This window comes from Enterobacter sp. Cy-643 (genome assembly GCF_011752815.1).
GTDB lineage: Bacteria > Pseudomonadota > Gammaproteobacteria > Enterobacterales > Enterobacteriaceae > Cedecea.
The window spans coordinates 93064-118773 of sequence record NZ_VWWV01000006.1 but is presented as its reverse complement, the minus strand read 5'-3'; the positions used below and the strand labels follow the sequence as shown (position 1 = coordinate 118773).

The window sequence follows — 25710 nt, the reverse complement described above, 5'->3', positions numbered from 1 at the left end:
TAGGGATTAAGATCTCGCTAAGATTTAGGCGTTTTAATGGTGGTCAGGAAACGAAAGGAGAATAACATGATGAAAAAAACAGCCGCTTTAGTCGCCATTATGGCTTTAACTTCTGCCCCTCTGTTTGCCGCGCAAACGGGCGGGTTTGTTGACCCGAACGCACCTGTTCAAACCCAGCCAATGCAGCAAGGTGGGTTTATTGGCCCTATGGGGAATAAAACCACGGTAAAACAGGCTAAGACCTATTCCGACGATACCTGGGTAACGCTGACCGGGAAAATCGAACAGCGTATAGGAGGCGATCACTATATCTTCCGCGATGCGACCGATAGCATCAACGTGGATATCGATCACAAACGCTGGCAGGGCCTGACAGTAACCCCGCAAGACACCGTCGTTATTCAGGGGGAAGTCGATAAAGACTGGAACTCAGTGGAAATCGACGTAAAGCAAATTAGCAAACTCAAATAACGTAAAAATGCGGCAAGCCTTCCCGGGCTGCCGCTTCGCATAAAGCTATTCATCGCTATGACTCAACAGGCCAGATAAGGTACTATCGGCGGCAATTACGCCGATTGTGGCCACAATCGGTTCGTCAGTTTGAGGATGAATGAGCAATGAGTGATTTGACTCATGATGGTGCTGAGCGTCTTGCGCTGCACGAATTCACGGAAAATGCGTATCTCAACTATTCCATGTACGTCATCATGGACCGCGCCCTGCCGTTTATCGGCGACGGGCTCAAGCCGGTTCAGCGTCGAATTGTATATGCAATGTCTGAGCTGGGGCTAAACGCCAGCGCGAAATTCAAAAAGTCTGCCCGTACCGTGGGTGATGTGCTGGGTAAATACCATCCGCACGGCGACAGCGCCTGTTATGAAGCGATGGTGCTGATGGCGCAGCCGTTCTCTTACCGCTACCCGCTGGTTGACGGGCAGGGGAACTGGGGGGCGCCGGACGATCCTAAGTCCTTTGCTGCAATGCGTTATACCGAATCCCGCCTGTCGAAGTACGCGGAGCTGCTGCTTAGCGAGCTTGGTCAGGGAACGGTTGATTACATCCCGAACTTTGACGGAACGCTGCAGGAGCCAAAAATGCTGCCTGCGCGTTTACCTAACATCCTGCTTAACGGCACAACCGGTATTGCGGTAGGCATGGCGACAGACATACCTCCGCATAACCTGCGTGAGGTTGCCCAGGCCGCCATAACGCTGATTGACCAGCCAAAAACCTCGCTGGACAGCTTGTTGGATATCGTTCACGGCCCGGACTATCCGACCGAAGCGGAAATCATCACGCCGCGTGAAGATATACGCAAAATCTATCAGAACGGGCGCGGCTCCATCCGCATGCGTGCGGTGTGGCGTAAAGAAGACGGTGACGTGGTGATTACCGCGCTGCCTCATCAGGTGTCTGGCGCTCGCGTGTTGGAGCAAATTGCCAGCCAGATGCGTGCGAAAAAGCTGCCGATGGTCGAAGACCTGCGCGACGAGTCGGATCATGAAAACCCGACCCGGCTGGTAATCGTGCCTCGTTCCAATCGCGTGGACGTTGAGCAGGTGATGAACCATCTGTTCGCAACCACCGACCTGGAAAAAAGCTACCGCGTTAACCTGAATATGATCGGCCTTGACGGTCGCCCGGCGGTGAAAAACCTGCTGGAGATCCTCAGCGAGTGGCTGGTTTATCGTCGTGACACGGTGCGTCGCCGCCTGAATTACCGTCTGGAAAAAGTCCTTAAGCGCCTGCATATCCTCGAAGGTTTGCTGGTGGCGTTCCTCAATATCGACGAAGTGATCCATATCATTCGTACCGAGGACGAGCCGAAGCCGGTGCTGATGTCTCGCTTTGATATCAGCGAAACGCAGGCCGAAGCCATCCTTGAGCTGAAGCTGCGCCACCTCGCCAAACTGGAAGAGATGAAGATCCGCGGCGAGCAGAACGAGCTGGAAAAAGAACGCGATCAGCTGCAGGGTATTCTCGCTTCAGAGCGCAAAATGAACACGCTGCTGAAAAAAGAGCTGCAGTCCGACGCAGATACCTACGGCGACGACCGCCGTTCACCGTTGCATGAGCGCGGTGAAGCGAAGGCGATGAGCGAGCATGATATGGTGCCGTCTGAACCGGTTACCATTGTACTGTCGCAAATGGGCTGGGTACGCAGCGCTAAAGGCCACGATATTGACGCGCCGGGCCTGAGTTACAAAGCCGGCGACAGCTACCTTGGCTCCGCCAAAGGCAAAAGCAATCAACCCGTGGCATTCATTGACTCCACCGGGCGAAGCTACGCGCTGGATCCCATCACTCTGCCGTCAGCGCGGGGTCAGGGTGAACCTCTGACAGGTAAGCTGACGCCGCCACCGGGCGCGACGGTTGACTACGTGCTGATGGCCGCAGACGACCAGAAGCTGCTGATGGCTTCGGATGCAGGCTATGGCTTCGTCTGTACCTTTAACGACGTTGTTTCACGCAATCGTGCGGGTAAAACGTTGATTTCTCTGCCGGAGAACGCTCGTGTGCTTCCTCCGTTGGAAATTCACAGCGCAGACGACATGCTGCTGGCGATCACCGCCGCCGGGCGCATGCTGATGTTCCCGGTGAGCGATCTGCCGGAACTGTCGAAAGGCAAAGGCAACAAAATTATCTCTATCCCGGCAGCCGAAGCGGCGAAAGGCGAAGATAAGCTGGCACATCTGTTTATCCTGCCGCCGCAAAGCACGCTGACGCTGCATGTTGGGAAGCGGAAAATTAAGCTGCGTCCTGAAGAGCTGCAGAAAATTACCGGTGAGCGAGGCCGTCGCGGGACGCTGATGCGTGGCTTGCAGCGTATCGACCGCGTAGACGTCGATTCCCCAATGCGGGCTGGAGCTGGAGACAGCGAAGAATAATCCGGGTTACGGCGGCAGCGATGCCGTCGTCCGGTGTGTTTTACGCTAAAGCCGATATACTTATCAACGGCTTCGGCTCATGAGGTAGTTATGCTAGCGATTGTACGTTTTATTATTGTCGTTATTTACTGCATCCTGGTATGCATCTTTGGCTCAATTTATTGTCTGTTTAGCCCGCGCAATCCGCGCCATGTGGCAACTTTTGGGCACCTTTTCGGACGTCTGGCGCCGGTATTCGGTCTCAAGGTTGAAACCCGCTTACCTGCCGGGGCAGATAAACATCCCACCGCGATTTACATCGGTAACCATCAAAACAACTACGATATGGTGACGGCCTCGAGTATCGTGCAGCCGCCAACGGTGACGGTTGGGAAAAAAAGCCTGGTGTGGATCCCGTTTTTTGGCCAGCTCTACTGGCTGACAGGCAACCTGTTGATTGACCGGGATAACCGGGCCAAAGCCCACGGCACTATCTCCCAGGTTGTCGAGCAGATCCGCAAACGCAACGTTTCTATCTGGATGTTCCCGGAAGGAACCCGTAGCCGTGGTCGTGGCCTGCTGCCGTTTAAAACCGGCGCGTTTCATGCCGCGATTGCCGCGGGCGTACCGATTATTCCGGTGTGCGTTTCCAATACCAGTAATAAAATTAAGCTAAACCGTTGGAACAACGGTCTGGTTATCGTCGAAATGTTGCCGCCAATTGATACCAGCGCTTATGGGAAAGATCAGGTCCGTAAGCTGGCCACTGACTGTCGTGAACTGATGATGGCCAAAATCGACGAACTCAATCAAGAAGTTGCCGCGCGTGAAGCTGCCGGCAAAGTTGAAAAGAATCAGGCGAGTTAAATGCCGCCTTTGGCGGTACGGTTTGTATCGCCTTTCGTTATTCAGTTTTACATGGAGCAATTATGTCACTCAGTCGGCGTCAGTTTATTCAGGCATCCGGAGTTGCGCTTTGTGCCGGCTCAGTGCCGCTGAGGGCAAACGCGGCAGGGCAGCAGCAACCTTTACCAGTCCCTCCTCTGCTTGAATCTCGTCGAGGCCAGCCTTTATTCCTGACGCTACAGCGCGCCCACTGGTCATTTACCGGCGGCGCGAAGGCGCCCGTTTGGGGCTTTAACGGGCGCTATATGGGGCCAACCATACGCGTCTGGAATGGGGATGACGTGAAGATGATTTACAGCAACCGTCTGCAGGAAAACGTCGCAATGACGATTGCTGGTCTGCAGGTGCCGGGCCCGCTGATTGGCGGGGCAGCACGTATGATGTCCCCCAACGTAGACTGGGCGCCGGTGTTGCCTATTCGCCAGCGTGCTGCCACGCTGTGGTACCACGCCAATACGCCTAACCGTACTGCAAGGCAGGTTTATAACGGGCTCGCGGGAATGTGGCTGATTGAAGATGAGGTTAGCAAGTCGCTGCCTATCCCTAACCATTACGGGGTGGACGACTTCCCTATCATCATCCAGGACAAACGGCTCGATAACTTCGGTGCGCCGGAGTATCAGGAGCCAGGCAGCGGTGGTTTTGTTGGCGATACGCTGCTGGTGAACGGGGTGCAGAGCCCGTACGTGGAAGTTTCCCGCGGTTGGGTGCGCCTGCGTTTATTGAACGCATCAAACTCGCGTCGCTATCAGCTACAAATGAGCGATGGTCGCTCCATCGCGGTGATTTCCAGCGATCAGGGATTCCTGCCGGCACCTGTTTCGGTCAAGCAGCTGTCGCTGGCCCCGGGAGAGCGGCGAGAAATTCTGATCGACATGACCGAAGGCAAAGAAGTCTCGATTACCGCCGGGGAAGCCGCGGGGATCATGGATCGCATTCGTGGTTTCTTTGAGCCGTCGAGCATTTTGATCTCCACGCTGGTGCTAACGCTGCGGCCTACCGGGCTGCTGCCGCTGGTCACCGACACGCTGCCAATGCGCCTGCTGCCGGAAGAAATTACCGGCGGTAGCCCAGCGCGCAGCCGTGAAATCACCCTCGGTGACGATCCGGGCATTAACGGCCAGCTGTGGGATATGAAGCGGATTGATATTCAGACTCAGCAGGGCACCTGGGAGCGCTGGACGGTGCGCGCCGATACGCCGCAGTCTTTCCATATTGAGGGCGTCAGTTTTCTGGTGCGTAACGTCAACGGGGCTTCGCCATTCGGGGAAGATCGCGGCTGGAAGGATACCGTGTGGATCGACGGGCAGGTTGAGCTGCTGGTCTACTTTGGGCAGCCCTCCTGGGAGCATTTCCCGTTCCTTTATTCCAGCCAGACGCTGGAGCTTGCCGACCGTGGTTCCATCGGTCAGCTATTGGTTCAGCCCGCGCCGTAGTTTTTACCCTCACCCTCACCCTAAACCTCTCCCTACAAAGGAGAGGGGACAGCATGGCACTCTACGCAGAGTCTTTTTCCCCCTCGCCCCTTTGGGGAGAGGGCCGGGGGGAGGGGCATAAAACACTGAATAACCCTTCAAAAATTACTGCTAATCGGCGTATAACCGCCGCCATTTGTATATGCTGCGCTGCAAGTCGGCGCGCCCGCGATCTTAAGGGGGTGAAAAAGATCTTAATCGCCTCCGGCGTGCGTTACGATCTGGCGGTTGCCGATCCGCGCTACATCAAAGAGCTGGCCACTCACCACGTGGGCGGTTATCTGAAAATTGCCCCAGAGCATACTGAAGCAGGGCCGCTGTCGAAGATGATGAAGCCGGGAATGGGCAGCTATCACCGCTTTAAAGAGCTGTTTGACACCTACTCGAAGCAGGCTGGCAAAGAGCAGTATCTGATCCCATACTTTATCTCCGCGCACCCTGGGACGCGTGATGAGGACATGGTGAATCTCGCGCTGTGGCTGAAACAGCATCGGTTCCGCCTCGATCAGGTCCAGAACTTCTATCCGTCACCGCTGGCTAACTCCACCACCATGTATTACACGGGCAAAAATCCGCTGAGCAAGGTGAACGACAAAAGTGAGGATATCGTTGTGCCTCGCGGCGACCGCCAGCGCCGCCTCCATAAAGCCCTGCTGCGCTATCACGACCCGGCTAACTGGGCGTTGATTCGCGAGGCGCTGGAGGCGATGGGGAAAAAGCACCTGATTGGCGGCAGACGTGAATGCCTGGTGCCTGCCCCGACCCTGGAAGAGATGCGTGAGGCCCGCAGGCATGCTCGCCACGCCCGCCCGGCACTGACCAGGCACACTCCGCTTGCGTCGCATCACCGCCCGGCACTGACCAGGCACACTCCGCTTGCGTCGCATCACCGTCCGGCAGCAGCAGGAAAGAGGAAGCCGCATGTGAAGTAACGGCGTGCTTTCATGCCGCTGTCATTTTTTTCTGCGACAAAGAGAAGTGGGAATCCCTGTCCGCCGGGTCTGGTGCTAAGCTGCCCGGCGGCCTCTTTGCTGAAATGAGAAATGAACATGTCTAACCCGCTGTACGTTTTTGACCTCGACCACACCCTGATTGACGCCGATTGCAGCACGCTCTGGAGCCGCTTCCTTTCCCGCGAAGGGCTGATAAAAGACCCTGATTATCTGGCCAAAGAGCACAAGCTGATGCTCGATTACCAGCGTGGCGAAATGAATATTCACGAATATGTTAGCGTCACGCTGGCTCCGCTGGCCGGCATGACAATTGCCGATGTCGATACGCTGGTGGCCCGCTGCGTAGAAACCGATGTTCTGCCTCAGGTTTACCCGGAAGCTCAGCGCCTGATTGAGCAGCTGAACGCCCAGGGTCAGCAGATGATGATTATCTCCGCGTCAGTTAGTCTGCTGGTCAAGGCCATCGCGCCACGGCTGGGTATTGAACACGCCATCGGTATCGACCTGGTGACCGGCAATAATGCCTGGACCAGCGTGATAAGCGGCGTGCCGAGTTATCAGGCCGGCAAAATTACCCGTCTTAAAGAGTGGCTGGAGGTGAACCCGGAGTACTGTGGGGAACTCACGTTTTATACCGACTCTATCAATGACTTACCGCTTTGCCTTGAGGCCGATAAAGTGCTGATGGTAAATCCTTGCCAGAAACTTGCGGCACAGGGTGCACGCTACGGCTGGCAAACGCTGAGCTGGTCTTTGTAGCGAAACCGGGGCATGGCGAAGCCGTGCCCCGTTCAGACATTATTGCGGAGAATACAGCGGCACCGGCTTGCCGGTGATATAACGGCGGCGCAGCCAGGCGGAAATAGCGTCCATCGCCATCACCACGCAGACCAGAATCAGGGTGATAAACATCACCACGTCCCAGTTCCACAGCCGCATGTTCTCGGCGTAAACCAGGCCGACGCCGCCCGCGCCGACAAAGCCCAGCACCGCCGCTGAACGGGTATTGGACTCAATCTGATACAGACTGAGGGAGAGAAATGCCGGGAATGACTGAGTGAAGATCCCGAAGCGGTGCTTCTGAATCCCCGCGGCACCCACGGCGGTTAATCCCCGACTCGGAGAGCGTTCTACGGCTTCGTGGCCCTCGGCATACAGCCTGCCCAGCAGGCCGGTATCCTGCATGATGATTGCCAGCACGCCCGCCAGCGGGCCAAGCCCCACGGCGCGCACAAATATTAGCCCCCAAATCGCCATATCCACGCCGCGCAGCAGATCAAACAGGCGGCGTACCAGCAGTGCAATGACTCTTGCCACCGGGCCCTGCATGATATTACGGGCGGCAAAGAACGACAGCAGCAGCGCCAGCACCGTGGCGGTCAGCGTCCCGGCAAAAACAATGGCGAGCGTAATGGCGATTTGCGAGAAGTAATAGGCGAACGGCCAGTTAACAAAGTCATGCCAGACAAACATGCGCAGGAAATAGCGCCCGAGCTGAGCGATGCCGGTCAGGATTTGCCCGGAGTCGATGCCAAAAGTGAAGAAGAACCACACGTAGTAACCGAGGATGGCGGCGGCAAGAAGCCCAATGTGGCGCAGATAACGCCCCTGCATCCGGTAAAGTTCGCGGTGCTGCTCGCGGCTTTTAGCGATATCCGGTGTTGCCTGTGAAATGCTCATTTTTTCCCCTCCAGAACCCAGCGGCGCAGCCTGCCGGACAGGACATCGAGGATGGAAACCACCACGATAATCAGCAGCAGCGTGATACTGACCTGATCGTAGCGATCGAGTTTAATGTTGGTCATCAGTTCCTGACCGATCCCTCCCGCGCCAACGAGGCCGAGAATGGTGGAGGAGCGGAAGTTAATTTCAAAACGCATAAAGCTGTAGGACAGGAAGATCGGTTTCACCTGCGGCCACAGAGCGAAGCGCACGCGCTGAATTGGCGTGGCACCGCAGGCCACCAGGCCGCGCACAGGTTTGTCGGACGCGCTTTCGATGGCTTCATAAAACAGCTTGGTCAGGCTGCCAACGGTGTGCAGGGCCAGCGCCAGAAACCCCGGAATGGCGCCGATGCCAAAGGCCATCACGAACATGACCGCCCACGCCAGCTCCGGCATGGTTCTCAGGAAGGCGACCGACGCGCGAACGCCGAAGCGCACGGCGGGCGGCGTCCAGGTATTGCCGGCGGCGAGAAACGCCAGCACGGCGGCAATACAGGTCGAAATCAGTGTCGAAGCCAGCGCCAGCTGCAGCGTTTCCCAAATCAGCGGCAACTGAATAGGCAGACGGTATCCCCAATAGGCGAGCGAGCCTTTGGTGTGGACGTCGGCCAGCAGAACCGGAAGGTGCAGCGTCGGCAGGGTTTCGAACATGTAGTCGAAGAAGTTGGGCAGCGATTGCCAGATGGTGGTCAGGCTGAACTCAGCGATATGACCGGCGGTAAGATACAGACCTACCAGCAGTAGGGACCAAATCAGGGTATCGCGCTTCTGGCGCATTCTGACCTGGTGGTAGTAACGCTCAAATTCCGTATTCAACATCATCACTTATTATCCGGTTTGTTTCCGGTGACGGGTTGCCCCGTTCTGATAAAAAAGCACCCAGGCAGGCCGCCGGGGTGCGATTTTTATGCGGTGGGCATCAATTAGCGGGCGCTAACCAGCTCACGCTTCATGTCGATGATCTGCTGGAAGTCAGCCACAGATGCCGGGCCAATGTGCTGGGTGCCGCCCATTGCCTTCACGAAGCAGCCGTGATCTTCTTTATCAAGCTTCTTCACTGCATCCACCACTTTGGCCTTGAAGTCAGCTGGCAGCTTGTTGCTGACCAGGATCGGGCCGTTAGGGATCAGCGGGGAAGTCCAGATGATGCGGATCTGCTTCATCAGGTCAGGGTGATCCATACGGATCAGGCGGTTAAACGCCCCGGCGGTGTAGCCGTCGTTATAGTCGCCAACCATTGAAGCCCAGGTCACTGCGCCAGCAAACTGGCCGTTCAGCACGCCCAGGATGTCCTGCTCGTGGCCACCGGAGAAGGTGACGCTGGAGAAGAAGTTGTTGTATTTGTTGTCCGCGGTGCCGCCGAGTTTCTGTTTGAACTCGTGGTTAGGGATCAGATAGCCAGAAGTGGAGTCCGGATCCGCGAATCCGAAGGATTTGCCTTTCAGGTCTTCGATGGTTTTGTACGGGCTGTCGGCTTTCACGATCACCACGGAATGGTAGCCGCGGGACTGGTCTTTATCGTCAACCGCGATACCAACGATATCCACTGCTTTCGGGTCGTTCATGTACACCGAAGCATAGGAAGAAGGAGACATGCTCAGCACCAGATCGACTTTACCGCCGATCAGGCCCTGAATTACGCCAGAGTAGTCAGAAGAGTTACGCAATTTAGTGTCGACATTCAGTTCTTTATCCATGAACTGCTTCACACACTGGTTATCACCAATTTGCTGGGTCGCATTCTGCCCGCCGAGGATCCCGAGGTTCAGTTCGCGCGGCTGGTCGGCAGCCATAGCGTGGCCTGCAATCACAAGGCCAGTAATCAGTGCAGATAAACGTAATGCGCCAGTCAGTTGCTTTTTCATTATCATTGCCTGTGTTGTATCAATTGGAGAGAGAATTAATGCACTTGATTGATTTCATCGCCGTACAAGAGATGCAGCACGTCGTCCGTTAACATCGACGGATGACCGTCAAACACGATATTTCCTTTTGCAACCCCGATAACGCGGGTGCAGTACTCCTTCACCAGCTCGATGGAATGCAGGTTCACCATCACGCTGATGCCTTGCTCACACACTTCACGCAGCACTTTCATGATGCGCTGGGTATTTTTCGGATCGAGGGACGCGACCGGCTCGTCGGCCAGCAGAATGCTTGGGTTCTGCATCAGCGCGCGACAAATCGCCACGCGCTGCATCTGGCCGCCGGAAAGATTCTCGGCGCGCTGCAGGGCGTGGGGCAGCATGTTCATCCACTCCAGCAGGGAAATGGCGCGGGCGCGGTCTGCCTCAGGGAAAACTTTAAACAGGGATTTCAGCGTGGAGGTCTGGCTCAGGCGGCCAAGAAGCACGTTAGTCAGCACGTCCAGTCTGGGCACGAGGCAGAAATCCTGGAAAATCATGCCGCATTCGGTGCGCCACTGGTTCAGGGCGCGACCGCTGAGTTTAGACACATCGTGCGGCATCCCGACTTCCGGAAAGCTGAGGATCTCGCCCGACGTGGCAGAATGCGTACCGTTGAGAATATGCAGCAGCGTGGATTTGCCCGCGCCTGAACGGCCAATGACGCCAACTAACTCACCCGCGTGCAGGTCGAAGTTAATGTCGTGCAGCACGGTCTGGTGTGAGTTATAGGCCTTACTCAGGCTCTTAACGCTCAGTACTTTTCGTCCTGGGACTGGCGCAAACTGCGGCAGAGACTCCAGGTCTGAGTTGGTAACAACGGCAAGGGATCTGTTCATGACCATTCCAAATGAGTTAGCGAAGCTGGCCCTATTTATCGTGGTGTTGTGTGACTTTTTGATTACGGCTAAAAGAACAAATAATGAACGCCGTGAAAATTCACTCGCCTGGAACACTGACGTGCTACACGTAGAAACCGCTGGGGCAGGGGTTGTGCAGGAAATAAAAAAACCACCCGGCCGGTGAAGGCGAAGGTGGTTTTAGGGACGAAAAGAGAAGCCGGACTTAGCCGACAAACACGTCCGGGTCGGGCCCAAGGCGTTTGCCGCTGTCGAGCTTCGCAATTTCAGCCAGCTCTTCTTTGTCCAGTCGGAAGTCGAACACGTCAAAGTTTTCGGCAATACGGGCAGGCGTGACCGATTTAGGGATAACCACCAGTCCGCTATCGAGGTGCCAGCGAATCACCACCTGAGCCGGGGTTTTGCCGTATTTGTCGGCTAAATCACGAATGATTTTCTGATCAAACACGCCTTCACCGCCCTGAGCCAGCGGGCTCCAGGACTCCGTCTGGATTTTGTGGGTCGCATTCCAGGCGTGAAGCTGGCGCTGTTGCAGCAGAGGGTGCAGCTCAATCTGGTTGATAACCGGGCTAACGCCGGTTTCGTCGATCAGCCGCTGGAGGTGATTAATATTGAAGTTACACACCCCGATACTCTTCGCCAGCCCCTCTTTTTGCAGCTCAATCAGCCCTTTCCAGGCTTCGAGATAGTGATCTTTACTCGGCACCGGCCAGTGCAGCAGATAAAGATCGACATAATCGAGCTGCAGTTTCTTAAGGCTATCTTCCAGCGCCTGGCGAGGACGCTGCTGGTCGCTGTTCCAGAGCTTGGTGGTAATAAACAGGTCATCGCGAGCAATGCCTGCACTTCTCAGCGCGGCGCCTACGCCATCCTCGTTTTTGTAGGCGGCGGCGGTGTCAATGGAGCGATATCCCACTTCCAGCGCTTTCTCAATGGCTGTCCTGACCTGGTCGTTGCTGGCCTGCCAGACGCCGAGCCCAAGCTGCGGCATCACGTTGCCATCCTGGAGTTTAATTAAGGTTGGATGAGTCATGCGTATCTCCTTAATAGTGCGAAAAACACCGGGCAAGCCCGGTGTTTGAGGTTGCTGACAAAGAGGGAAAAAGCGTGATTTTTCCCTCTTTGTGATTATCAGCTGAAAATCAATGAATTGATTTTCCAGTTTTTTTTAACGAGCCTTCTGATATTTCTCCGCTCGCCATAGGTTTGGCAGAAATCTGAAACACCGGGCAAGCCCGGTGTAAGTTTTGTATTAAGTCTAGTCGAAACTCAGGCAGTCAAAGCGCTAACCTGGATTCTCTTAGCGCGCGGCTTCGTAAATGCGGCGGCTAACGTCCAGCGTAATGTCCTGATGCTCGCCCAGCTTAGTCATGCCTTTTTCTTCCAGTTTCACCAGCAGAGCAGGGATGGAACTGCCGTCCAGGCCGTAGGCGGACAGGCGGGTCGCGGTGCCCATTTTCTCGAAGAAATTACGGGTTGCTTCGATAGCCGCATCAATACGCTCTTCTTCGCTGCCGGAGGTGATGTTCCAGACGCGTTCTGCGTATTGCAGCAGTTTGGCGTGCTTCTCGTTACGCTTTTCATTCATCAGAGAAGGCAGAACCACCGCCAGCGTTTGAGCATGATCCAGACCGTGCATCGCGGTCAGTTCGTGGCCCAGCATATGGGTAGCCCAGTCCTGCGGCACGCCAGCGCCGATCAGGCCATTCAGCGCCATTGTTGCAGCCCACATCACGTTCGCACGCACGTCATAGTTTTCAGGATCTTTCAGCGCTTTCGGGCCATCTTCGATAAGCGTCAGCAGAATGCCTTCAGCAAAACGATCCTGGACTTTGGCGTTAACCGGGTAAGTCAGGTACTGCTCGATGGTGTGAACAAAGGCATCCACCACGCCGTTAGCAACCTGTTTAGGCGGCAGGGTGTAGGTGTAAACCGGGTCCAGAACCGCAAAGACAGGCTGCACGAAATCAGACATGAACGCCTGTTTGTCGCCGGTAGAGCGGCGGGAAACCACTGCGCCTTTGTTAGACTCGGAGCCGGTTGCAGGCAGCGTCAGCACGGAACCCATTGGGATCGCGCTTTTCACGTCGTTACCGCGGGTCAACAGAATGTTCCATGGATCGATATCCTGCGGATAGTGGGCTGCAGCGGCGATAAATTTAGTGCCGTCGAGTACGGAGCCGCCGCCGACTGCCAGCAGGAACGTCACGTTTTCTTTACGTGCGATATCTACGGCTTTCATCAGCGTTTCGTAAGACGGGTTAGGTTCGATCCCGCCAAACTCCAGCACGTCGAGGCCTTTCAGCGCGTCTTTAACCTGGCCCAGTACGCCAGTTTTAATCACGCTGCCGCCGCCGTAGGTAATCAGTACGCGAGCGTCCGCTGGGATCTGGTCACGCAGTTCTGCCAGGGAGCCTTTACCAAACAGGATGCGGGTTGGGGTATGAAGATTGAAGTTATTCATGATGGGTTTCCCGTTCGTTAGATGAGTCACATTGCTAAATCTGATGGCGCCTATTGTGGTCCGCCACTCTGCCTCTCTCAATGCATATTCCTGCCTTTATCTTGCCTGTTTCTCCAAACGACTGGAGAAAACGTAGAATCCATCGCACACTGTAAGCCGGATAAAAAGCGCCGTGGAGACGTAAGAAATGAACCGCCAGGCTATCTGCCAGCAGCTGACGGATAAAATCAATCAGCTGATTTTAAAAGAAAAGAGTGATGTATTTTTTGATGGCGTACGGCTGATGTACGGCACCAAACCGATGGCTCGTACCCCGGTCATGTACGAGCCGGGCATTGTTTTTCTCTTTTCGGGTCATAAAACGGGTTATCTTAATGACCGCGTATTCCGCTATGACGCCAATGAATACCTGCTGCTGACGGTGCCCTTGCCCTTCGAGTGCGAAACTTTTGCGACGGCCGACGTCCCGCTTGCCGGGATGCGTGTGAAAGTGGATATCCAGCAACTGCAGGACTTGCTGATGGACATCGGAGAAGACGATCTCTTCCGTCCGCAGTCCTGTACCGACGGGATAAATTCTGCCGAACTGTCGGAAGAAATTCTTTGCGCTGCAGAGCGGTTGCTGGATGTATTAGAGAGGCCTCTCGATGCCCGAGTCCTGGGCAAGCAGATTATCCGCGAGATCCTTTATCACGTTTTGACGGGGCCAAGCGGCGGGGCGCTACTGGCGCTGGTAAGCCGTCAGACGCATTTTAGCCTGATTAGCCGCGTGCTGCGTCGGATTGAAAATCAGTACACAGAAAACTTGTCCGTTGACCAGCTGGCGGCCGAGGCCAACATGAGCGTTTCGGCGTTTCATCACAACTTCAAGTCGGTGACCAGCACTTCGCCGCTGCAATACCTGAAAACTTACCGCCTGCATAAGGCAAGAATGTTAATGCTGCATGACGGTATGAAGGCAAGCGCGGCGGCTATTCGCGTCGGCTACGAGAGCGCGTCTCAGTTTAGCCGGGAGTTTAAACGCTATTTTGGCGTGACGCCGGGGGAAGATATGGCGCGGATGCGGGTTATTTAATAAGGCTAAAGCGAAGAGCGAATAAGTCGGGCTTATCCGCTCTTTCTTTATTAAGCGTGGTTACGCGGCGCTAACCTTTTTTTTCAGCACCACAAACACCGTGCCGACCAGACCCACTACCAGCAGAGCAATCGGCAAAATCATCAGGAAGGTCATCACCTGATCTTCATGACGCTTAACAAAGGGGATCATGCTGAGCGCGTAGCCAAGACTAATCACAACGCCCACCCACAGCAGGCCGCTTAGCCAGTTAAAGAACTGAAAACGGCGGTTGCTGAGGCCGGAAATCCCAGCCATGGTAGGCAGCAGAGTACGAACAAAGGCCAGGAATCGGCCCGCGAGCAGCGCCAGTAAACCGTGGCGATCAAACATTTGCGTGGCGCGCTGGTGGTACTGGGTTGGCAGCTGTTTCAGCCAGCCTTTAACCGTGCGGGTATTGCCGAGCCAGCGCCCTTGTAAATAGCTAAGCCAGCAGCCCAGACTGGCTGCGATGGTTAAAATCACCAGCGTCGGTACAAAGCCCATCACGCCTTTGGCGATAAGCGCTCCCGCGAGCAGCAACAGGCTATCGCCCGGCAAAAATGAAGCAGGAAGCAGCCCATTTTCCAGGAACAGCGTCGCAAACATAACGCAATAGACAATGCCAATCACATGGGGGTCGGCCAGCGCGGCGAAATCATGATGCCAAAGCGCCTCGACAATATTTTGTATAACAGCCATAGGTATTCCTGTGGTACCGCTTATTGAGTTCGCCCTGAGTATTGCACCCGCAACTTAGGCTCACCTTAATTTCTACACATTGTACTGCTAAAATGCTCGCGACACCTTGATCCCAGGCTCAACAAAACGCCGATAATGGCAAAATTCCGTTCAACGGTTACCGATAACCGGAATTTTTAGTCAATACGCTGGAAACCCGCTTCCAGATCGGCAATCAGATCGTCCACGTTTTCCAGGCCAATATGAAGGCGAACCAGGGTGCCGCTAAAGTCGACGCCGCCTGCCGGGCGGATCTCCGCCAGCTCTTCGGGCTGATTAGCGAGAATAAGCGATTCATAGCCGCCCCAGGAATAGGCCATGCTGAAATACTCGAAATGATTGAGGTACCGTTCATACTCTTCATCACTCAGCCGCTTCTTCAGCACAAATGAGAACAGGCCGCTGCTGCCCGTAAAGTCACGTTTCCAGTATTCATGTCCCTTGCTGCCGGGCAGCGCCGGATGATTCACGCGCTCAACCTGCGGATGCTGTGCCAGCCATTCGGCGACTTTTAAGCTGCTTTCATGGTGCTGGCGCAGGCGAACACCCAGCGTGCGAATACCGCGGCTGGTCATATACGCGGTGTCTGCATCCAGCATTTGCCCCATCAGATAGGCGTTCTCGCGCAGCCGATCCCAACATCGGACATTGGATACCGCGGTACCGACCATCGCATCTGAATGGCCAATTAAATATTTGGTTCCCGCCTGAATGGAGATATCAATACCGAACGCCAGCGCTTTAAACAGCACGCCAGCTGCCCAGGTATTGTCGATCATGATGATAGCATCAGGGGCAACGCGTCTAACCGCCGCGACAATCGCCGGAATGTCATGGACTTCCATTGTAATGGAGCCGGGGGATTCCAGAAAAACGACTTTGGTATTCGGCTGAATCAGGTCGGCAATACCGGCGCCAATCTCCGGCGCAAACCAGCCGGTGCTGACCCCGAGCTTTGAGAGAATTTTGGTGCAGAAGTCCTGCGTTGGCTCATAGGCCGTTTCGGTCACCAGAATGTGATCGCCCTGTTCGACAAAGGCCAGAATCGTATTAGCCACCGCAGCGGCGCCGCAGGGGAAGAGGGCGCAGCCCGCGCCGCCTTCCAGTTCACACATCGCTTCCTGCAGCGAGAAATGGGTCAGCGTACCGCGGCGGCCATAAAACAGCTCGCCCTTAGCGCGGTTGGCGGTGGCCTGCTTTTTGGCCTCAACGCTTTCAAAGACGAGGGAGGAAGCGCGCTGAATAACGCTGTTAACCGAACCCTGAGTGAATTTCTTGCTGCGTCCGGCGTTGACCAGCGCCGTTTCGATGTGTTTTTCCGCCATTTTCATTTTCCCGTCTAAACATCTGGATGTCTGGACGTAAATTAACACAAAATGCGCAAAGGGCATCATGGCGTTTTTTCAGGTTGGCGAAAAAAGTCATCATTTCGCCAGGTGGGCGCTTTTCCTGCGTAAGCGCAAGGAATGCTTCAACAATTTCCGGCACTCTGTAAATACTAATGAGAACGACTATCAATTCGATAGTTTTTTGATATATTAGTCTCAGTTTTGACATTTATTTCTCGCTGGAGCGTAAGACGTGACGAGTAATCTGATGCAGACGGATCTGTCCGTTTGGGGCATGTATCAACATGCTGACATCGTAGTGAAGATCGTGATGATTGGCCTGATTCTGGCCTCTGTTGTCACCTGGGCAATCTTTTTCAGTAAGAGCGTGGAGCTGATTACCCAGAAACGTCGCCTCAAGCGAGAGCAGCAGCAGCTGGCTAACGTGCGCTCCCTGAATGAAGCGAGCAGCGCGGCCGAAGCGTTTGACAGTAAAAGCCTGAGCACGCTGTTAATCAATGAAGCCCAGAACGAACTGGAACTTTCAGCCGGCGTGGAAGATAACGAAGGCATTAAAGATCGTACCGGCTTCCGCCTGGAGCGCCGCGTGGCCGCCGTTGGGCGTCACATGGGGCGCGGCAACGGTTTCCTGGCTACCATTGGTGCGATATCGCCGTTCGTCGGCCTGTTCGGGACCGTTTGGGGCATCATGAACAGCTTCATCGGTATTGCCCAGTCCCAGACCACTAACCTGGCGGTCGTTGCGCCGGGCATCGCAGAAGCGCTGCTGGCGACGGCAATCGGCCTGGTCGCCGCCATCCCGGCGGTCGTCATCTATAACATCTTCGCGCGTATGATTGGCAGCTACAAAGCAAGCCTTAGCGACGTGGCGGCTCAGGTCCTGCTGCTGCAAAGCCGTGACCTTGACCTGGATGGTACCGCTCAGCCGCGTCCGGTGCGCAATACCCAGCAACTGCGAGTAGGTTAATGCCCCATGGCAATGCGTCTGAACGAAAACCTCGATGACAATGGTGAAATGCACGAAATCAACGTTACGCCGTTTATCGACGTGATGTTGGTGCTGCTGATCATCTTCATGGTGGCGGCGCCGCTGGCAACGGTGGACGTGAAGGTTAACCTTCCGGCCTCCAGCAGTGAACCACAGCCACGCCCTGAGAAGCCGGTTTACCTGTCGGTCAAAGCCGATCATTCGATGTTTATCGGTAACGATCCGGTAAGCAAAGAGTCGATGGTCAACGCGCTGATTGCCGCAACCGAAGGGAAAAAAGACACCACCATTTTCTTCCGCGCGGACAAAACGGTGGACTACGAAACGCTGATGGACGTGATGGATACGCTGCACCAGGCAGGGTATCTGAAGATTGGCCTGGTCGGCCAGGAAGTCACGAAAGCGAAGTAAGCGTCACTGACCCTCACCCCAGCCCTCTCCCTTCAGGGAGAGGGAGCAAACCAGAAAACCTTTTATCTACGTAGTTGTTCCATTCATCCGGCGCGGCAAAGAGCATTTGTACTGCTTTAGTGATTAGATCACAGCGTAGAACTCTTCCACGTCTTCTCCGCCAGGCCACGGGTTATCGACAGCGTCTGGGCTTCTTGTTCTTTCAGGCGCTGGTAATGCCCTTCCAGCCGCTTAAGAATCTGCTCTTTAAGCTTTGGGTGATGGCTAAGGATCTCTTCCAGCACCGCGCCATACACCTCTTCTTTGGCACGCCACGGGAAAATCTCACGGCGGTTCATCCACTTCAGGTCGATAAGCGCCGAAGTAATATCCGTCACTTCTTGCGTATTGCGGGTGATGTTTTCATTCTTAAGGCGAACCAGAATCGCTATATTTTTACTTAACGTAAATTCATGGTCTTTATTTTCATCAGCGCTAATTAATAATGGCTGTTTTTTTATAGGTTCTGCCATAGCACTACTCCTCAATTGAATAGCATAGTGGCCAGGGTTTTTCTTGAGTCATTTGATTAACCCAAATTTCCTGTTCCTTGCCACTCACCCAGGCGGTTTTGTCTTCAATAAGCATCTGCAAATCGGCGGCACTAATAAGTTCTTTTTCAACCAGTTCGCTAATCAGTGCGTGTAACGCTTCTATCCGAACCGCGCACAGCAACCGCTCTTTAATATGACGATCGGTTTCTTCAAGCAGGCGGTTTTTGGCCTGACCGGCATAATGGCTGCCGCTCAGGATGTTTTTTTCCAGCGTTAAAATCTTATCCTGAACGACTTCCGGCGTGGTACTATTTTCAGCTTCTGCAGGGAGCGTTGACGGGGCAACAACGGGATAGCGCCGTGGTAAGAAGTGTTCAGGCAGCATCGAATGTGATCCTTTGATATCGGTTCAATATTCAGGTTCAGAGATTCGCGATATGATGCCTCAATTCAAAAATAAAAAAAACAGGAGTTTCTTATGCACAGCATATTTTATTCTATTGTCACAATTTTGATTTTGTTATGCGCGGTGCTGGTGATGCGCAAAGAATTTAGCACTTCAAATAATAAAAAAAATCGTGCTGTGGGTGAAATACAACCCATCACCTCCAGCGAAGAGCGGGATGATTATTTCGGCATGCTGATGTCTAAAATCACGCCAAGCTATTATTGGCGTATTAACAGTGAGTATATTGATTTCACTCACGCCACAATTAAAAAAATGCGTATCGATGAGCTGACTTCCCAGCCAATTTTATTTAGTGCCCAGCGCCGCTGCAGTGATTTAAATTCGGCGGTGTACAAATATTATGACAATATTAAAAAACGCTGTGCCGAAGGTGAGCAGGTGCCACTGTCGGATATTGAAGTGCTGAACCTGCGTCAGTGTTTTAACGAGTTTAGCCGCGACGCTTACCCTGAACTGGTGGCGCTGGTGTGGCCGCAGTACCGGCGTCCGGAGATCGATCTGAACAACGTCTGAGTCTTTGCAATCCGGCGTCTGGCGATCACGCTTAAACGTCGGAATTCGCTATAATGACGCCCTTTGATATTTCCAGACAGGACATTATGGAACGTTTTATTGAGAATGCGATGTACGCCTCGCGCTGGCTTCTGGCCCCGGTTTACTTCGGGTTGTCTCTGGCCTTGCTTGCGCTGACGGTTAAATTTTTCCAGGAGATTATTCACGTTCTCCCGAATATCTTCTCGATTGCGGAAGCCGACTTAATTCTGACCCTGCTTTCGCTGGTGGATATGGCGTTAGTCGGTGGCCTGCTGGTGATGGTGATGTTTTCCGGCTATGAGAACTTTGTCTCGACGCTGGATATTTACGAAGGCAAAGAGAAACTGAGCTGGCTGGGGAAAATGGACTCCGGCTCGTTGAAGAATAAAGTCGCGGCATCGATAGTGGCCATCTCTTCCATCCATCTGCTGCGTATTTTTATGGACGCTAAAAACGTGCCGGACAACAAGCTGATGTGGTATGTAATCATCCACCTGACGTTTGTGCTGTCGGCGTTTGTAATGGGGTACCTCGACAAGCTTTCCCGCAGCGGGAAGTATTAAAAATTAAGCCCCTGTTTACAGGGGCTTTTGCTTTTATTTGTCGGACGATGCCTGCCACAGATTGAGCTCGCCATCGGCGACGTGGCGGTCAATTCGCTCCAGCTCTTCTGCCGTAAAGTGCAGATTATCCAGCGCTTTCACATTCTCTTTCAGCTGTTCTGCCCGGCTCGCACCGATTAACACTGAGGTGACGCGCTCGTCTTTCAGCAGCCAGCTCAGCGCCATCTGAGCCATCGTCTGGCCGCGCTGCTGCGCCATCTCGTTGAGCAAGCGCAGGCTGCTGAGATTAGCCTCGGTCAGCATCTTTTCATTCAGCCCGCGAATTTTACTGCCTTCCACCTGCATTCTTGAACCTTCCGGAATACCGTTCAGGTATTTGCCGGTCAGCAGACCCTGGGCCAGCGGGGTAAAGGCGATGCAGCCGCTGCCGTTCTGCTGCAGCGTATCCAGCAGGCCGCTTTTATCGACCCAGCGGTTTAACAGGTTGTAGGAGGGCTGGTGAATAAGCAGCGGAATTTTCCATTCTCGCAGCAGATCGGCCATTTTCTGTGTTCTTTCGGAGGAGTAAGAGGAGATCCCGACATAAAGCGCTTTACCGCTTTGCACCGCGTGCGCCAGGGCGCTGGCCGTTTCTTCCATCGGCGTTCTCTCATCCACGCGATGGGAATAGAAGATATCGACGTACTCCAGCCCCATGCGCTTCAGGCTCTGATCCAAACTTGCCAGCAGATACTTACGTGAGCCGCCGGAACCATAAGGGCCTGGCCACATGTCATACCCCGCTTTGGTGGCGATAATCAGCTCGTCGCGATAGCCGCTAAAATCCTGCTTCAGCAGGCGGCCAAAATTTTCTTCCGCCGAGCCCGGAGGCGGCCCGTAGTTATTCGCCAGATCGAAATGCGTAATGCCAAGATCGAACGCGGTGCGCAGCAGATCGCGCTGGGACTCCAGCGGACTCACGCCGCCAAAACTGTGCCACAAACCGAGAGAAAGCGCGGGCAGCTGCAGGCCGCTCTGACCGCAGAAACGATACTGCATGGATTGATAACGCGACGGGCTGGCTTCGTAGGGCATGGTGTCTCCTTAGGGTAAGAGTTCTTTTTTGAAACGTTGTTTCCATCTTAACCCTGCGGAGACATTCGGCAATCCGAAAATCAGGCTTCTGGCGAAAGCGCGCTGTGTGGCGTGCCCTGATAATACGCAAGCGCCACCATCAGCGACTGTACCAGGCAAAGCGTGGCGGACTGCGAGCGGAAGGCGTCTACCTGCGCCTCTTTCACCACAAAACAGAGATCGCTGAATGTTGCGAACGGGCTAATTTGGCTGTCCGTGATCACTATCTGGCGAGCCCCCGCCCGGGCGGCAATTTCGCTGACCATCAGCGTCTCTTCGGCGTACGGGGAGAAGCTTATCGACACCACAATATCATTCGCTTTCACCCGGTTGACCTGTTCACGTAGCATCCCGCCAAGCCCGTCCAGCAGCACGGCACGGCAATCCAGGTGGCTAAGGGCATAGGTCAGATAGGCCGCCACGCTAAAGGAACGACGCAGGCCGACAACGTAGATCGTGTCTGCTTCGGCCAGCAGTTCCACGGCACGCTGCAGCATTTCCGGCTCGGTTCGGGCGGCCAGCTGCTGCAGCGCCTGCGCATTTGAGCGGGCAAACTCCTGCAAAATATCCAGCGGCGTTTCCGGCACGGCTTCGCTGCCCAGCTCGCGGAACAGTCTCGCCCGATCGGTATAGCTTGCCGTCTCTTCCACCAGATTCATGCGAAACAGCTGTTTCATCTCGTTGAAACCGCTGAAATCAAAGGCATTGGCAAAGCGGATAAGCGTAGAGGGCGGCACTTCCGCCCGCTCGGCAATGGCGGCTACAGTATCAAATGCCACGCTGTTGGTGTTGTCCAGTACATAGCGGGAAACCTGCTGCAGCCTTTTGCTCAGGCTGTCGTAGCGGTCGCGGATCTGCTGCTGGAGTTCGCTCAGGGTTGTCGCCGGGGTCAATTTGCCATCCTCAAAAGTAGTTGCTGAAACGTATTTAAGCGTAGTACCGCCAAAAATGAAACAGATGCACCAAAACTGGCGGGGGCTGAAACGCCGCTGGCTTCTAAGTCTTGACGCCGCATTCTGCGAGTTAACATAAAAACGAAGTGTTGATCACAATAATCAACATTTATTTTATTTCAACTTAAAATGGAATGTTTGTTTCATATACAGTGTTCGGGAGACAACCCTAACAGCAAGAGGCCAGAGATGGAGACGGTAGCGAATTTTATCCACGGTGAATGCGTCGCGGGCGAAGGCCAGCGAGTACAGGCGATCTTCAATCCGGCGACCGGCACGCAGATCCGTCAGGTCGCGATGAGCACGGCAAGGCAGACGGAGCAGGCCATTGCCGCTGCCCAGCAAGCGTTTCCGGGCTGGGCTCGCCAGTCTCCGCTTAAGCGCGCCCGCGTGATGTTCCGCTTTAAAAGCCTGCTTGAGGAACACATGGACGGCCTGGCAAAGCTCATCAGCGAAGAGCACGGGAAAGTCTATTCTGACGCAGTGGGCGAGCTGACCCGCGGCCTTGAAGTGGTGGAATTCGCCTGCGGCATTCCGCATCTGCAAAAGGGCGAGCATTCGGCCAACGTGGGAACGGGCGTCGATAGCCATTCTCTGATGCAGCCGCTTGGCGTTTGCGCGGGGATCACGCCGTTTAACTTCCCGGCGATGGTGCCGATGTGGATGTTCCCTATCGCGCTGGCGACCGGGAATACCTTTGTTCTCAAGCCGTCGGAAAAAGATCCGTCGCTGTCGCTGCGACTGGCTCAGTTGCTGAAAGAGGCGGGGCTGCCGGACGGCGTCTTCAACGTGGTACAGGGCGATAAAGAAGCGGTGGACGTATTGTTGACCGACCCAAGGGTGCAGGCCGTCAGCTTTGTCGGCTCGACGCCGATCGCCGAGTATATCTACCAGACCGCCTCTGCCCACGGCAAGCGCTGCCAGGCGCTGGGCGGGGCGAAAAACCACTGCATTTTGATGCCGGATGCCGATCTGGACATGGCGACTAACGCCATCATGGGGGCGGCTTTTGGTGCCGCCGGAGAACGCTGCATGGCGCTTTCGGTGGTGGTCGCCGTAGGGGATGAAACCGCCGATGCGCTATGCGCGGGGCTGGAAAAACAGCTCGCTACGCTGCGCGTTGGGCCAGGCCTTGGGCAGGAACCGGAAAACGAAATGGGGCCGCTGATTTCCGCGCCGCACCGGGCCAAAGTGCTGGGCTATATTGATAGCGGAGAGCAGCAGGGCGCGACGCTGCGCGTGGATGGCCGGGGCCTCAGGCTGGCAGGCCACGAAGGTGGCTACTTTGTTGGCCCAACGCTGTTTGACCATGTCACGCCGGAGATGACCATCTATAAAGAAGAGATCTTCGGCCCGGTGCTGAGCGTAGTGCGCGTACCGGATTATGCCAGCGCACTGGCGCTGATCAACCAACATGAATACGGCAACGGCACGGCGATTTTTACCCGCGACGGCGGTACCGCAAGGCGCTTCACCGAAGAAGTCCTGGTGGGCATGGTTGGGGTGAACGTGCCCATTCCTGTACCAATGGCTTTCCATAGCTTTGGCGGCTGGAAACGTTCTATCTTTGGGCCGCTGAACGTGCACGGCAGCGACGGCGTGCGTTTCTACACGCGCATGAAAACCGTCACCGCCCGCTGGCCGGAAAACAGCCATCAGCAAGGGTCAGCGTTCTCGATGCCGACGCTGGGCTAAGGGGATAAAAGATGACCACACAACGCATGACCATGGCGCAGGCGCTGGTCAGGTTTTTAAACCAGCAGTACGTTGAAATCGACGGGCAGGAACAGCCCTTTGTTGAAGGTGTTCTGACCATTTTCGGGCACGGGAACGTGCTCGGCCTTGGGCAGGCGCTGGAGGAGGATCCCGGCCACCTGAAGGTGCATCAGGGCTGTAACGAGCAGGGTATGGCGCATATCGCCACCGGTTTCGCTAAACAGCATCGGCGGCAGCGCATCTATGCCGTGACCTCATCCGTGGGGCCGGGGGCTGCCAATATGGTGACCGCGGCCGCAACGGCCACCGCCAACCGCATTCCGCTCCTGCTCTTGCCCGGCGACATTTACGCCAGCCGCCAGCCGGATCCGGTGCTCCAGCAAATCGAGCAGTATCACGACCTCAGCATCAGCACCAACGACTGCTTCCGGCCGGTGTCCCGCTACTGGGACAGAATCAACCGCCCGGAACAGCTGATGAGCGCCATGATTAGCGCTATGCGAGTGCTTACTAACCCTGCAGAAACCGGTGCGGTCACGATTTGCCTGCCGCAGGACGTGCAGGGTGAAGCCTGGGATTACCCACAAAGCTTCTTTGCCCGGCGGGTGCACCATATCGAGCGACGTCCACCGGATGAAAACCGCCTGCAGGCTGCGCTAAAACTGATTGCTGGCAAGCGTCGCCCGCTGGCGATCTGCGGCGGCGGGGTTCGCTATTCCGGCGCGCATCAGGCCTTTCAGGATTTTGTGGAACGCTTCAGGCTGCCGTTTGCGGAAACCCAGGCCGGAAAAGGTGCGATTGTTAGCGAGCACTCACTTAATCTGGGCGGTCTGGGCGTGACGGGAGGTCTGGCGGCTAATCTGCTGGCCCCGCAGGCCGATTTGATTATTGGAGTGGGCACCCGGCTGACCGATTTTACCACCGGCTCTAAATCGCTGTTCTCACCGGAGGCCGACTTCCTGCTGCTGAACGTGGCCGAATTTGATGCCCTGAAGCTGGACGCCACGCCGCTGGTGGCCGATGCTCGAACAGGACTTGAGCAGTTGACTGCCGGGCTGCATCAGGCTGGCTATCGCGCTGCCTGGCAGAATGAGGCAGCCGACGCTAAAGCGGCCTGGCGTGACGAGTGCCAGCGGCTGTGGACGCGGCAATGGCAGGCTGGAGAAGCCCCGGAAGTGGCGGGTCATCTGGACGAAACGTTGCGGGAATACAGCCGCGAGTTAGGCACCTCATTAACCCAAACCCGCGTGCTGGGCCTGGTGAATCAGCACATTGAAGATGACGCTATCGTGGTGGGCGCGGCGGGATCGCTGCCGGGGGATTTACAGCGCCTGTGGCAGGTAAAAACGCCGGACAGCTATCATCTGGAATACGGTTACTCGTGCATGGGTTACGAGATAGCCGCGGCGGTAGGGGCAAAGCTCGCGAAGCCGCAGCAGCCGGTGTATGCGATGGTGGGAGACGGTTCATACCTGATGCTGCATTCCGAGCTGCAAACCGCCGTGCAGGAAGGGATAAAAATCACCATTCTGCTGTTCGATAACGCCGGGTTCGGCTGCATCAATAACCTGCAGATGGGCCACGGGATGGGCAGTTTTGGTACTGAAAACCGCCACCGGAACCCGCACAGCGGCAGGCTGGATGGCCCGCTGGTGAAGGTTGATTTTGCGCAAAATGCCGAAAGCTATGGCTGTAAATCCTGGCGGGTCAATAGCGAGGCTGAGCTGCTGGCCGCGCTGGAGGCATCTCGTCGGGAACCCGGGCCAACGCTGCTGGATATCAAAGTGCTGCCTAAAACGATGACGCACGACTACCAAGCCTGGTGGCGTACCGGAGACGCTCAGGTTTCTCGCTCGAGCGCGGTGGCCGATGCCGCTGAACAAACCGCCGCTAAGCTCAAAAACGCCCGTCAGTACTAACCTTTTAGCATTCCGCTGGACTATCTGGCGGAATGTTTATTTCATTTCGGCCTTCTTCTCTTCTCGGGCTGGAGCATGGGCGCGCGCTCCTTCTCAAATCCCTTCTCTGTGAAGGTTTTAATTCATTCGGCGTTGTGATTTTGCTAACAAAACACAGCCGATAAATTATCAAAAT

The 25710-nt window shown here is 55.2% G+C and carries 26 protein-coding genes and 1 pseudogene; 14 read left to right on the top strand and 13 right to left on the bottom strand.

The features are described from left to right. Positions 1 to 69: 69 nt before the first annotated feature. The 6 genes and pseudogenes from F3J29_RS19345 (at position 70) to F3J29_RS19320 (ending at position 6960) form a co-directional block, all read left to right on the top strand. Positions 70 to 471, top strand: coding sequence for a YgiW/YdeI family stress tolerance OB fold protein (locus F3J29_RS19345; protein ID WP_166868648.1), 402 nt, complete (start codon positions 70 to 72; stop codon positions 469 to 471). A 146-nt stretch (positions 472 to 617) separates the two neighbouring features. Continuing rightward, complete coding sequence (gene parC / locus F3J29_RS19340) at positions 618 to 2888, top strand: DNA topoisomerase IV subunit A (protein ID WP_166868551.1); 2271 nt, start codon at positions 618 to 620, stop codon at positions 2886 to 2888. A 90-nt stretch (positions 2889 to 2978) separates the two neighbouring features. Beyond that, entirely contained in the window at positions 2979 to 3734 is a 756-nt protein-coding gene (locus F3J29_RS19335; protein WP_166868549.1) for a 1-acylglycerol-3-phosphate O-acyltransferase, read from the top strand. A gap of 62 nt (positions 3735 to 3796) precedes the next feature. Next, positions 3797 to 5209: a cell division protein FtsP gene (gene ftsP / locus F3J29_RS19330; RefSeq protein ID WP_166868547.1), complete on the top strand. Its 1413-nt coding sequence runs from the start codon at positions 3797 to 3799 to the stop codon at positions 5207 to 5209. 197 nt (positions 5210 to 5406) lie between these two features. Further along, positions 5407 to 6180: pseudogene (locus F3J29_RS19325) on the top strand (DUF3362 domain-containing protein); the annotation flags it as partial. A gap of 117 nt (positions 6181 to 6297) precedes the next feature. Further along, positions 6298 to 6960, top strand: a complete 663-nt coding sequence (locus F3J29_RS19320; RefSeq protein ID WP_166868546.1) for an HAD family hydrolase — start codon at positions 6298 to 6300, stop codon at positions 6958 to 6960. 39 nt (positions 6961 to 6999) lie between these two features. Here F3J29_RS19320 and phnE (F3J29_RS19315) read toward each other — a convergent pair whose 3' ends face one another. The 4 genes from phnE (F3J29_RS19315) to phnC form a co-directional block, all read right to left on the bottom strand. Next, the gene (gene phnE, locus F3J29_RS19315; RefSeq protein ID WP_008460938.1) at positions 7000 to 7881 is read right to left on the bottom strand and encodes a phosphonate ABC transporter, permease protein PhnE; all 882 of its coding nucleotides are present in this window, start codon (positions 7879 to 7881) and stop codon (positions 7000 to 7002) included. Then, a complete protein-coding gene (gene phnE, locus F3J29_RS19310) occupies positions 7878 to 8747 on the bottom strand; it encodes a phosphonate ABC transporter, permease protein PhnE (RefSeq protein ID WP_205246854.1) in 870 nt (289 codons plus the stop codon). Before phnE (F3J29_RS19310) ends, phnE (F3J29_RS19315) begins: the two co-directional genes overlap by 4 nt. Before the next feature lie 101 nt (positions 8748 to 8848). Next, positions 8849 to 9790, bottom strand: a complete 942-nt coding sequence (gene phnD, locus F3J29_RS19305) for a phosphonate ABC transporter substrate-binding protein (RefSeq protein ID WP_166868542.1) — start codon at positions 9788 to 9790, stop codon at positions 8849 to 8851. A gap of 35 nt (positions 9791 to 9825) precedes the next feature. Further along, complete coding sequence (phnC, locus tag F3J29_RS19300) at positions 9826 to 10668, bottom strand: phosphonate ABC transporter ATP-binding protein (protein ID WP_166868540.1); 843 nt, start codon at positions 10666 to 10668, stop codon at positions 9826 to 9828. Between phnC and F3J29_RS19295 the strand changes: the two genes are divergently transcribed. Then, positions 10667 to 10855 carry a hypothetical protein gene (locus tag F3J29_RS19295; protein WP_166868539.1) on the top strand — a complete coding sequence of 63 codons (189 nt, stop codon included), beginning with the start codon at positions 10667 to 10669 and terminating at the stop codon, positions 10853 to 10855. The genes phnC and F3J29_RS19295 overlap by 2 nt on opposite strands. Positions 10856 to 10894: 39 nt before the next feature. Here the strand turns inward: F3J29_RS19295 and dkgA are convergent, their stop codons facing one another. Further along, complete coding sequence (gene dkgA, locus F3J29_RS19290) at positions 10895 to 11722, bottom strand: 2,5-didehydrogluconate reductase DkgA (protein ID WP_166868537.1); 828 nt, start codon at positions 11720 to 11722, stop codon at positions 10895 to 10897. A gap of 267 nt (positions 11723 to 11989) precedes the next feature. Continuing rightward, positions 11990 to 13153 carry an alcohol dehydrogenase gene (gene yqhD / locus F3J29_RS19285; RefSeq protein WP_166868535.1) on the bottom strand — a complete coding sequence of 388 codons (1164 nt, stop codon included), beginning with the start codon at positions 13151 to 13153 and terminating at the stop codon, positions 11990 to 11992. A 187-nt stretch (positions 13154 to 13340) separates the two neighbouring features. Between yqhD and F3J29_RS19280 the strand changes: the two genes are divergently transcribed. Then, the gene (locus F3J29_RS19280; RefSeq protein WP_008460951.1) at positions 13341 to 14228 is read left to right on the top strand and encodes an AraC family transcriptional regulator; all 888 of its coding nucleotides are present in this window, start codon (positions 13341 to 13343) and stop codon (positions 14226 to 14228) included. A 60-nt stretch (positions 14229 to 14288) separates the two neighbouring features. Here the strand turns inward: F3J29_RS19280 and yghB are convergent, their stop codons facing one another. From yghB to F3J29_RS19265, 3 genes are all read right to left on the bottom strand, one after another. After that, positions 14289 to 14948, bottom strand: coding sequence for a DedA family general envelope maintenance protein YghB (yghB, locus tag F3J29_RS19275; protein ID WP_166868533.1), 660 nt, complete (start codon positions 14946 to 14948; stop codon positions 14289 to 14291). Positions 14949 to 15124: 176 nt separating this feature from the next. Next, the gene (gene metC / locus F3J29_RS19270; protein ID WP_166868531.1) at positions 15125 to 16312 is read right to left on the bottom strand and encodes a cystathionine beta-lyase; all 1188 of its coding nucleotides are present in this window, start codon (positions 16310 to 16312) and stop codon (positions 15125 to 15127) included. Next, a complete protein-coding gene (locus tag F3J29_RS19265; protein WP_166868529.1) occupies positions 16239 to 16544 on the bottom strand; it encodes a hypothetical protein in 306 nt (101 codons plus the stop codon). Before F3J29_RS19265 ends, metC begins: the two co-directional genes overlap by 74 nt. A gap of 24 nt (positions 16545 to 16568) precedes the next feature. On the opposite strand from F3J29_RS19265, the gene exbB reads away from it, so the two are divergent. Further along, the gene (gene exbB / locus F3J29_RS19260; protein ID WP_166868526.1) at positions 16569 to 17303 is read left to right on the top strand and encodes a tol-pal system-associated acyl-CoA thioesterase; all 735 of its coding nucleotides are present in this window, start codon (positions 16569 to 16571) and stop codon (positions 17301 to 17303) included. Positions 17304 to 17309: 6 nt separating this feature from the next. After that, on the top strand, positions 17310 to 17735 hold the full coding sequence (gene exbD / locus F3J29_RS19255) for a TonB system transport protein ExbD (RefSeq protein WP_061277273.1): 426 nt from the start codon (positions 17310 to 17312) through the stop codon (positions 17733 to 17735). A 128-nt stretch (positions 17736 to 17863) separates the two neighbouring features. Here the strand turns inward: exbD and F3J29_RS19250 are convergent, their stop codons facing one another. Next, the gene (locus F3J29_RS19250) at positions 17864 to 18247 is read right to left on the bottom strand and encodes a cytoplasmic protein (RefSeq protein ID WP_166868525.1); all 384 of its coding nucleotides are present in this window, start codon (positions 18245 to 18247) and stop codon (positions 17864 to 17866) included. A gap of 4 nt (positions 18248 to 18251) precedes the next feature. Further along, the gene (locus F3J29_RS19245) at positions 18252 to 18653 is read right to left on the bottom strand and encodes a hypothetical protein (RefSeq protein ID WP_166868522.1); all 402 of its coding nucleotides are present in this window, start codon (positions 18651 to 18653) and stop codon (positions 18252 to 18254) included. Positions 18654 to 18746: 93 nt separating this feature from the next. On the opposite strand from F3J29_RS19245, the gene F3J29_RS19240 reads away from it, so the two are divergent. Further along, positions 18747 to 19250 (top strand): ESA_00282 family adhesion-associated protein, encoded by a 504-nt coding sequence (locus tag F3J29_RS19240; RefSeq protein WP_166868520.1) that lies wholly within the window; start codon positions 18747 to 18749, stop codon positions 19248 to 19250. 86 nt (positions 19251 to 19336) lie between these two features. Then, the gene (locus tag F3J29_RS19235; protein ID WP_008457009.1) at positions 19337 to 19834 is read left to right on the top strand and encodes a TIGR00645 family protein; all 498 of its coding nucleotides are present in this window, start codon (positions 19337 to 19339) and stop codon (positions 19832 to 19834) included. Positions 19835 to 19867: 33 nt separating this feature from the next. On the opposite strand, the gene mgrA is transcribed toward F3J29_RS19235, so the two are convergent. Together mgrA and F3J29_RS19225 are read right to left on the bottom strand one after the other, a co-directional pair. Continuing rightward, the gene (gene mgrA / locus F3J29_RS19230; RefSeq protein WP_166868518.1) at positions 19868 to 20908 is read right to left on the bottom strand and encodes an L-glyceraldehyde 3-phosphate reductase; all 1041 of its coding nucleotides are present in this window, start codon (positions 20906 to 20908) and stop codon (positions 19868 to 19870) included. Positions 20909 to 20988: 80 nt separating this feature from the next. Then, positions 20989 to 21840: a MurR/RpiR family transcriptional regulator gene (locus tag F3J29_RS19225; protein ID WP_166868515.1), complete on the bottom strand. Its 852-nt coding sequence runs from the start codon at positions 21838 to 21840 to the stop codon at positions 20989 to 20991. A gap of 249 nt (positions 21841 to 22089) precedes the next feature. On the opposite strand from F3J29_RS19225, the gene F3J29_RS19220 reads away from it, so the two are divergent. Then, positions 22090 to 23595, top strand: a complete 1506-nt coding sequence (locus F3J29_RS19220; RefSeq protein WP_166868513.1) for a CoA-acylating methylmalonate-semialdehyde dehydrogenase — start codon at positions 22090 to 22092, stop codon at positions 23593 to 23595. An 11-nt stretch (positions 23596 to 23606) separates the two neighbouring features. Beyond that, positions 23607 to 25535: a 3D-(3,5/4)-trihydroxycyclohexane-1,2-dione acylhydrolase (decyclizing) gene (gene iolD / locus F3J29_RS19215; RefSeq protein WP_166868511.1), complete on the top strand. Its 1929-nt coding sequence runs from the start codon at positions 23607 to 23609 to the stop codon at positions 25533 to 25535. Positions 25536 to 25710: the final 175 nt, after the last annotated feature.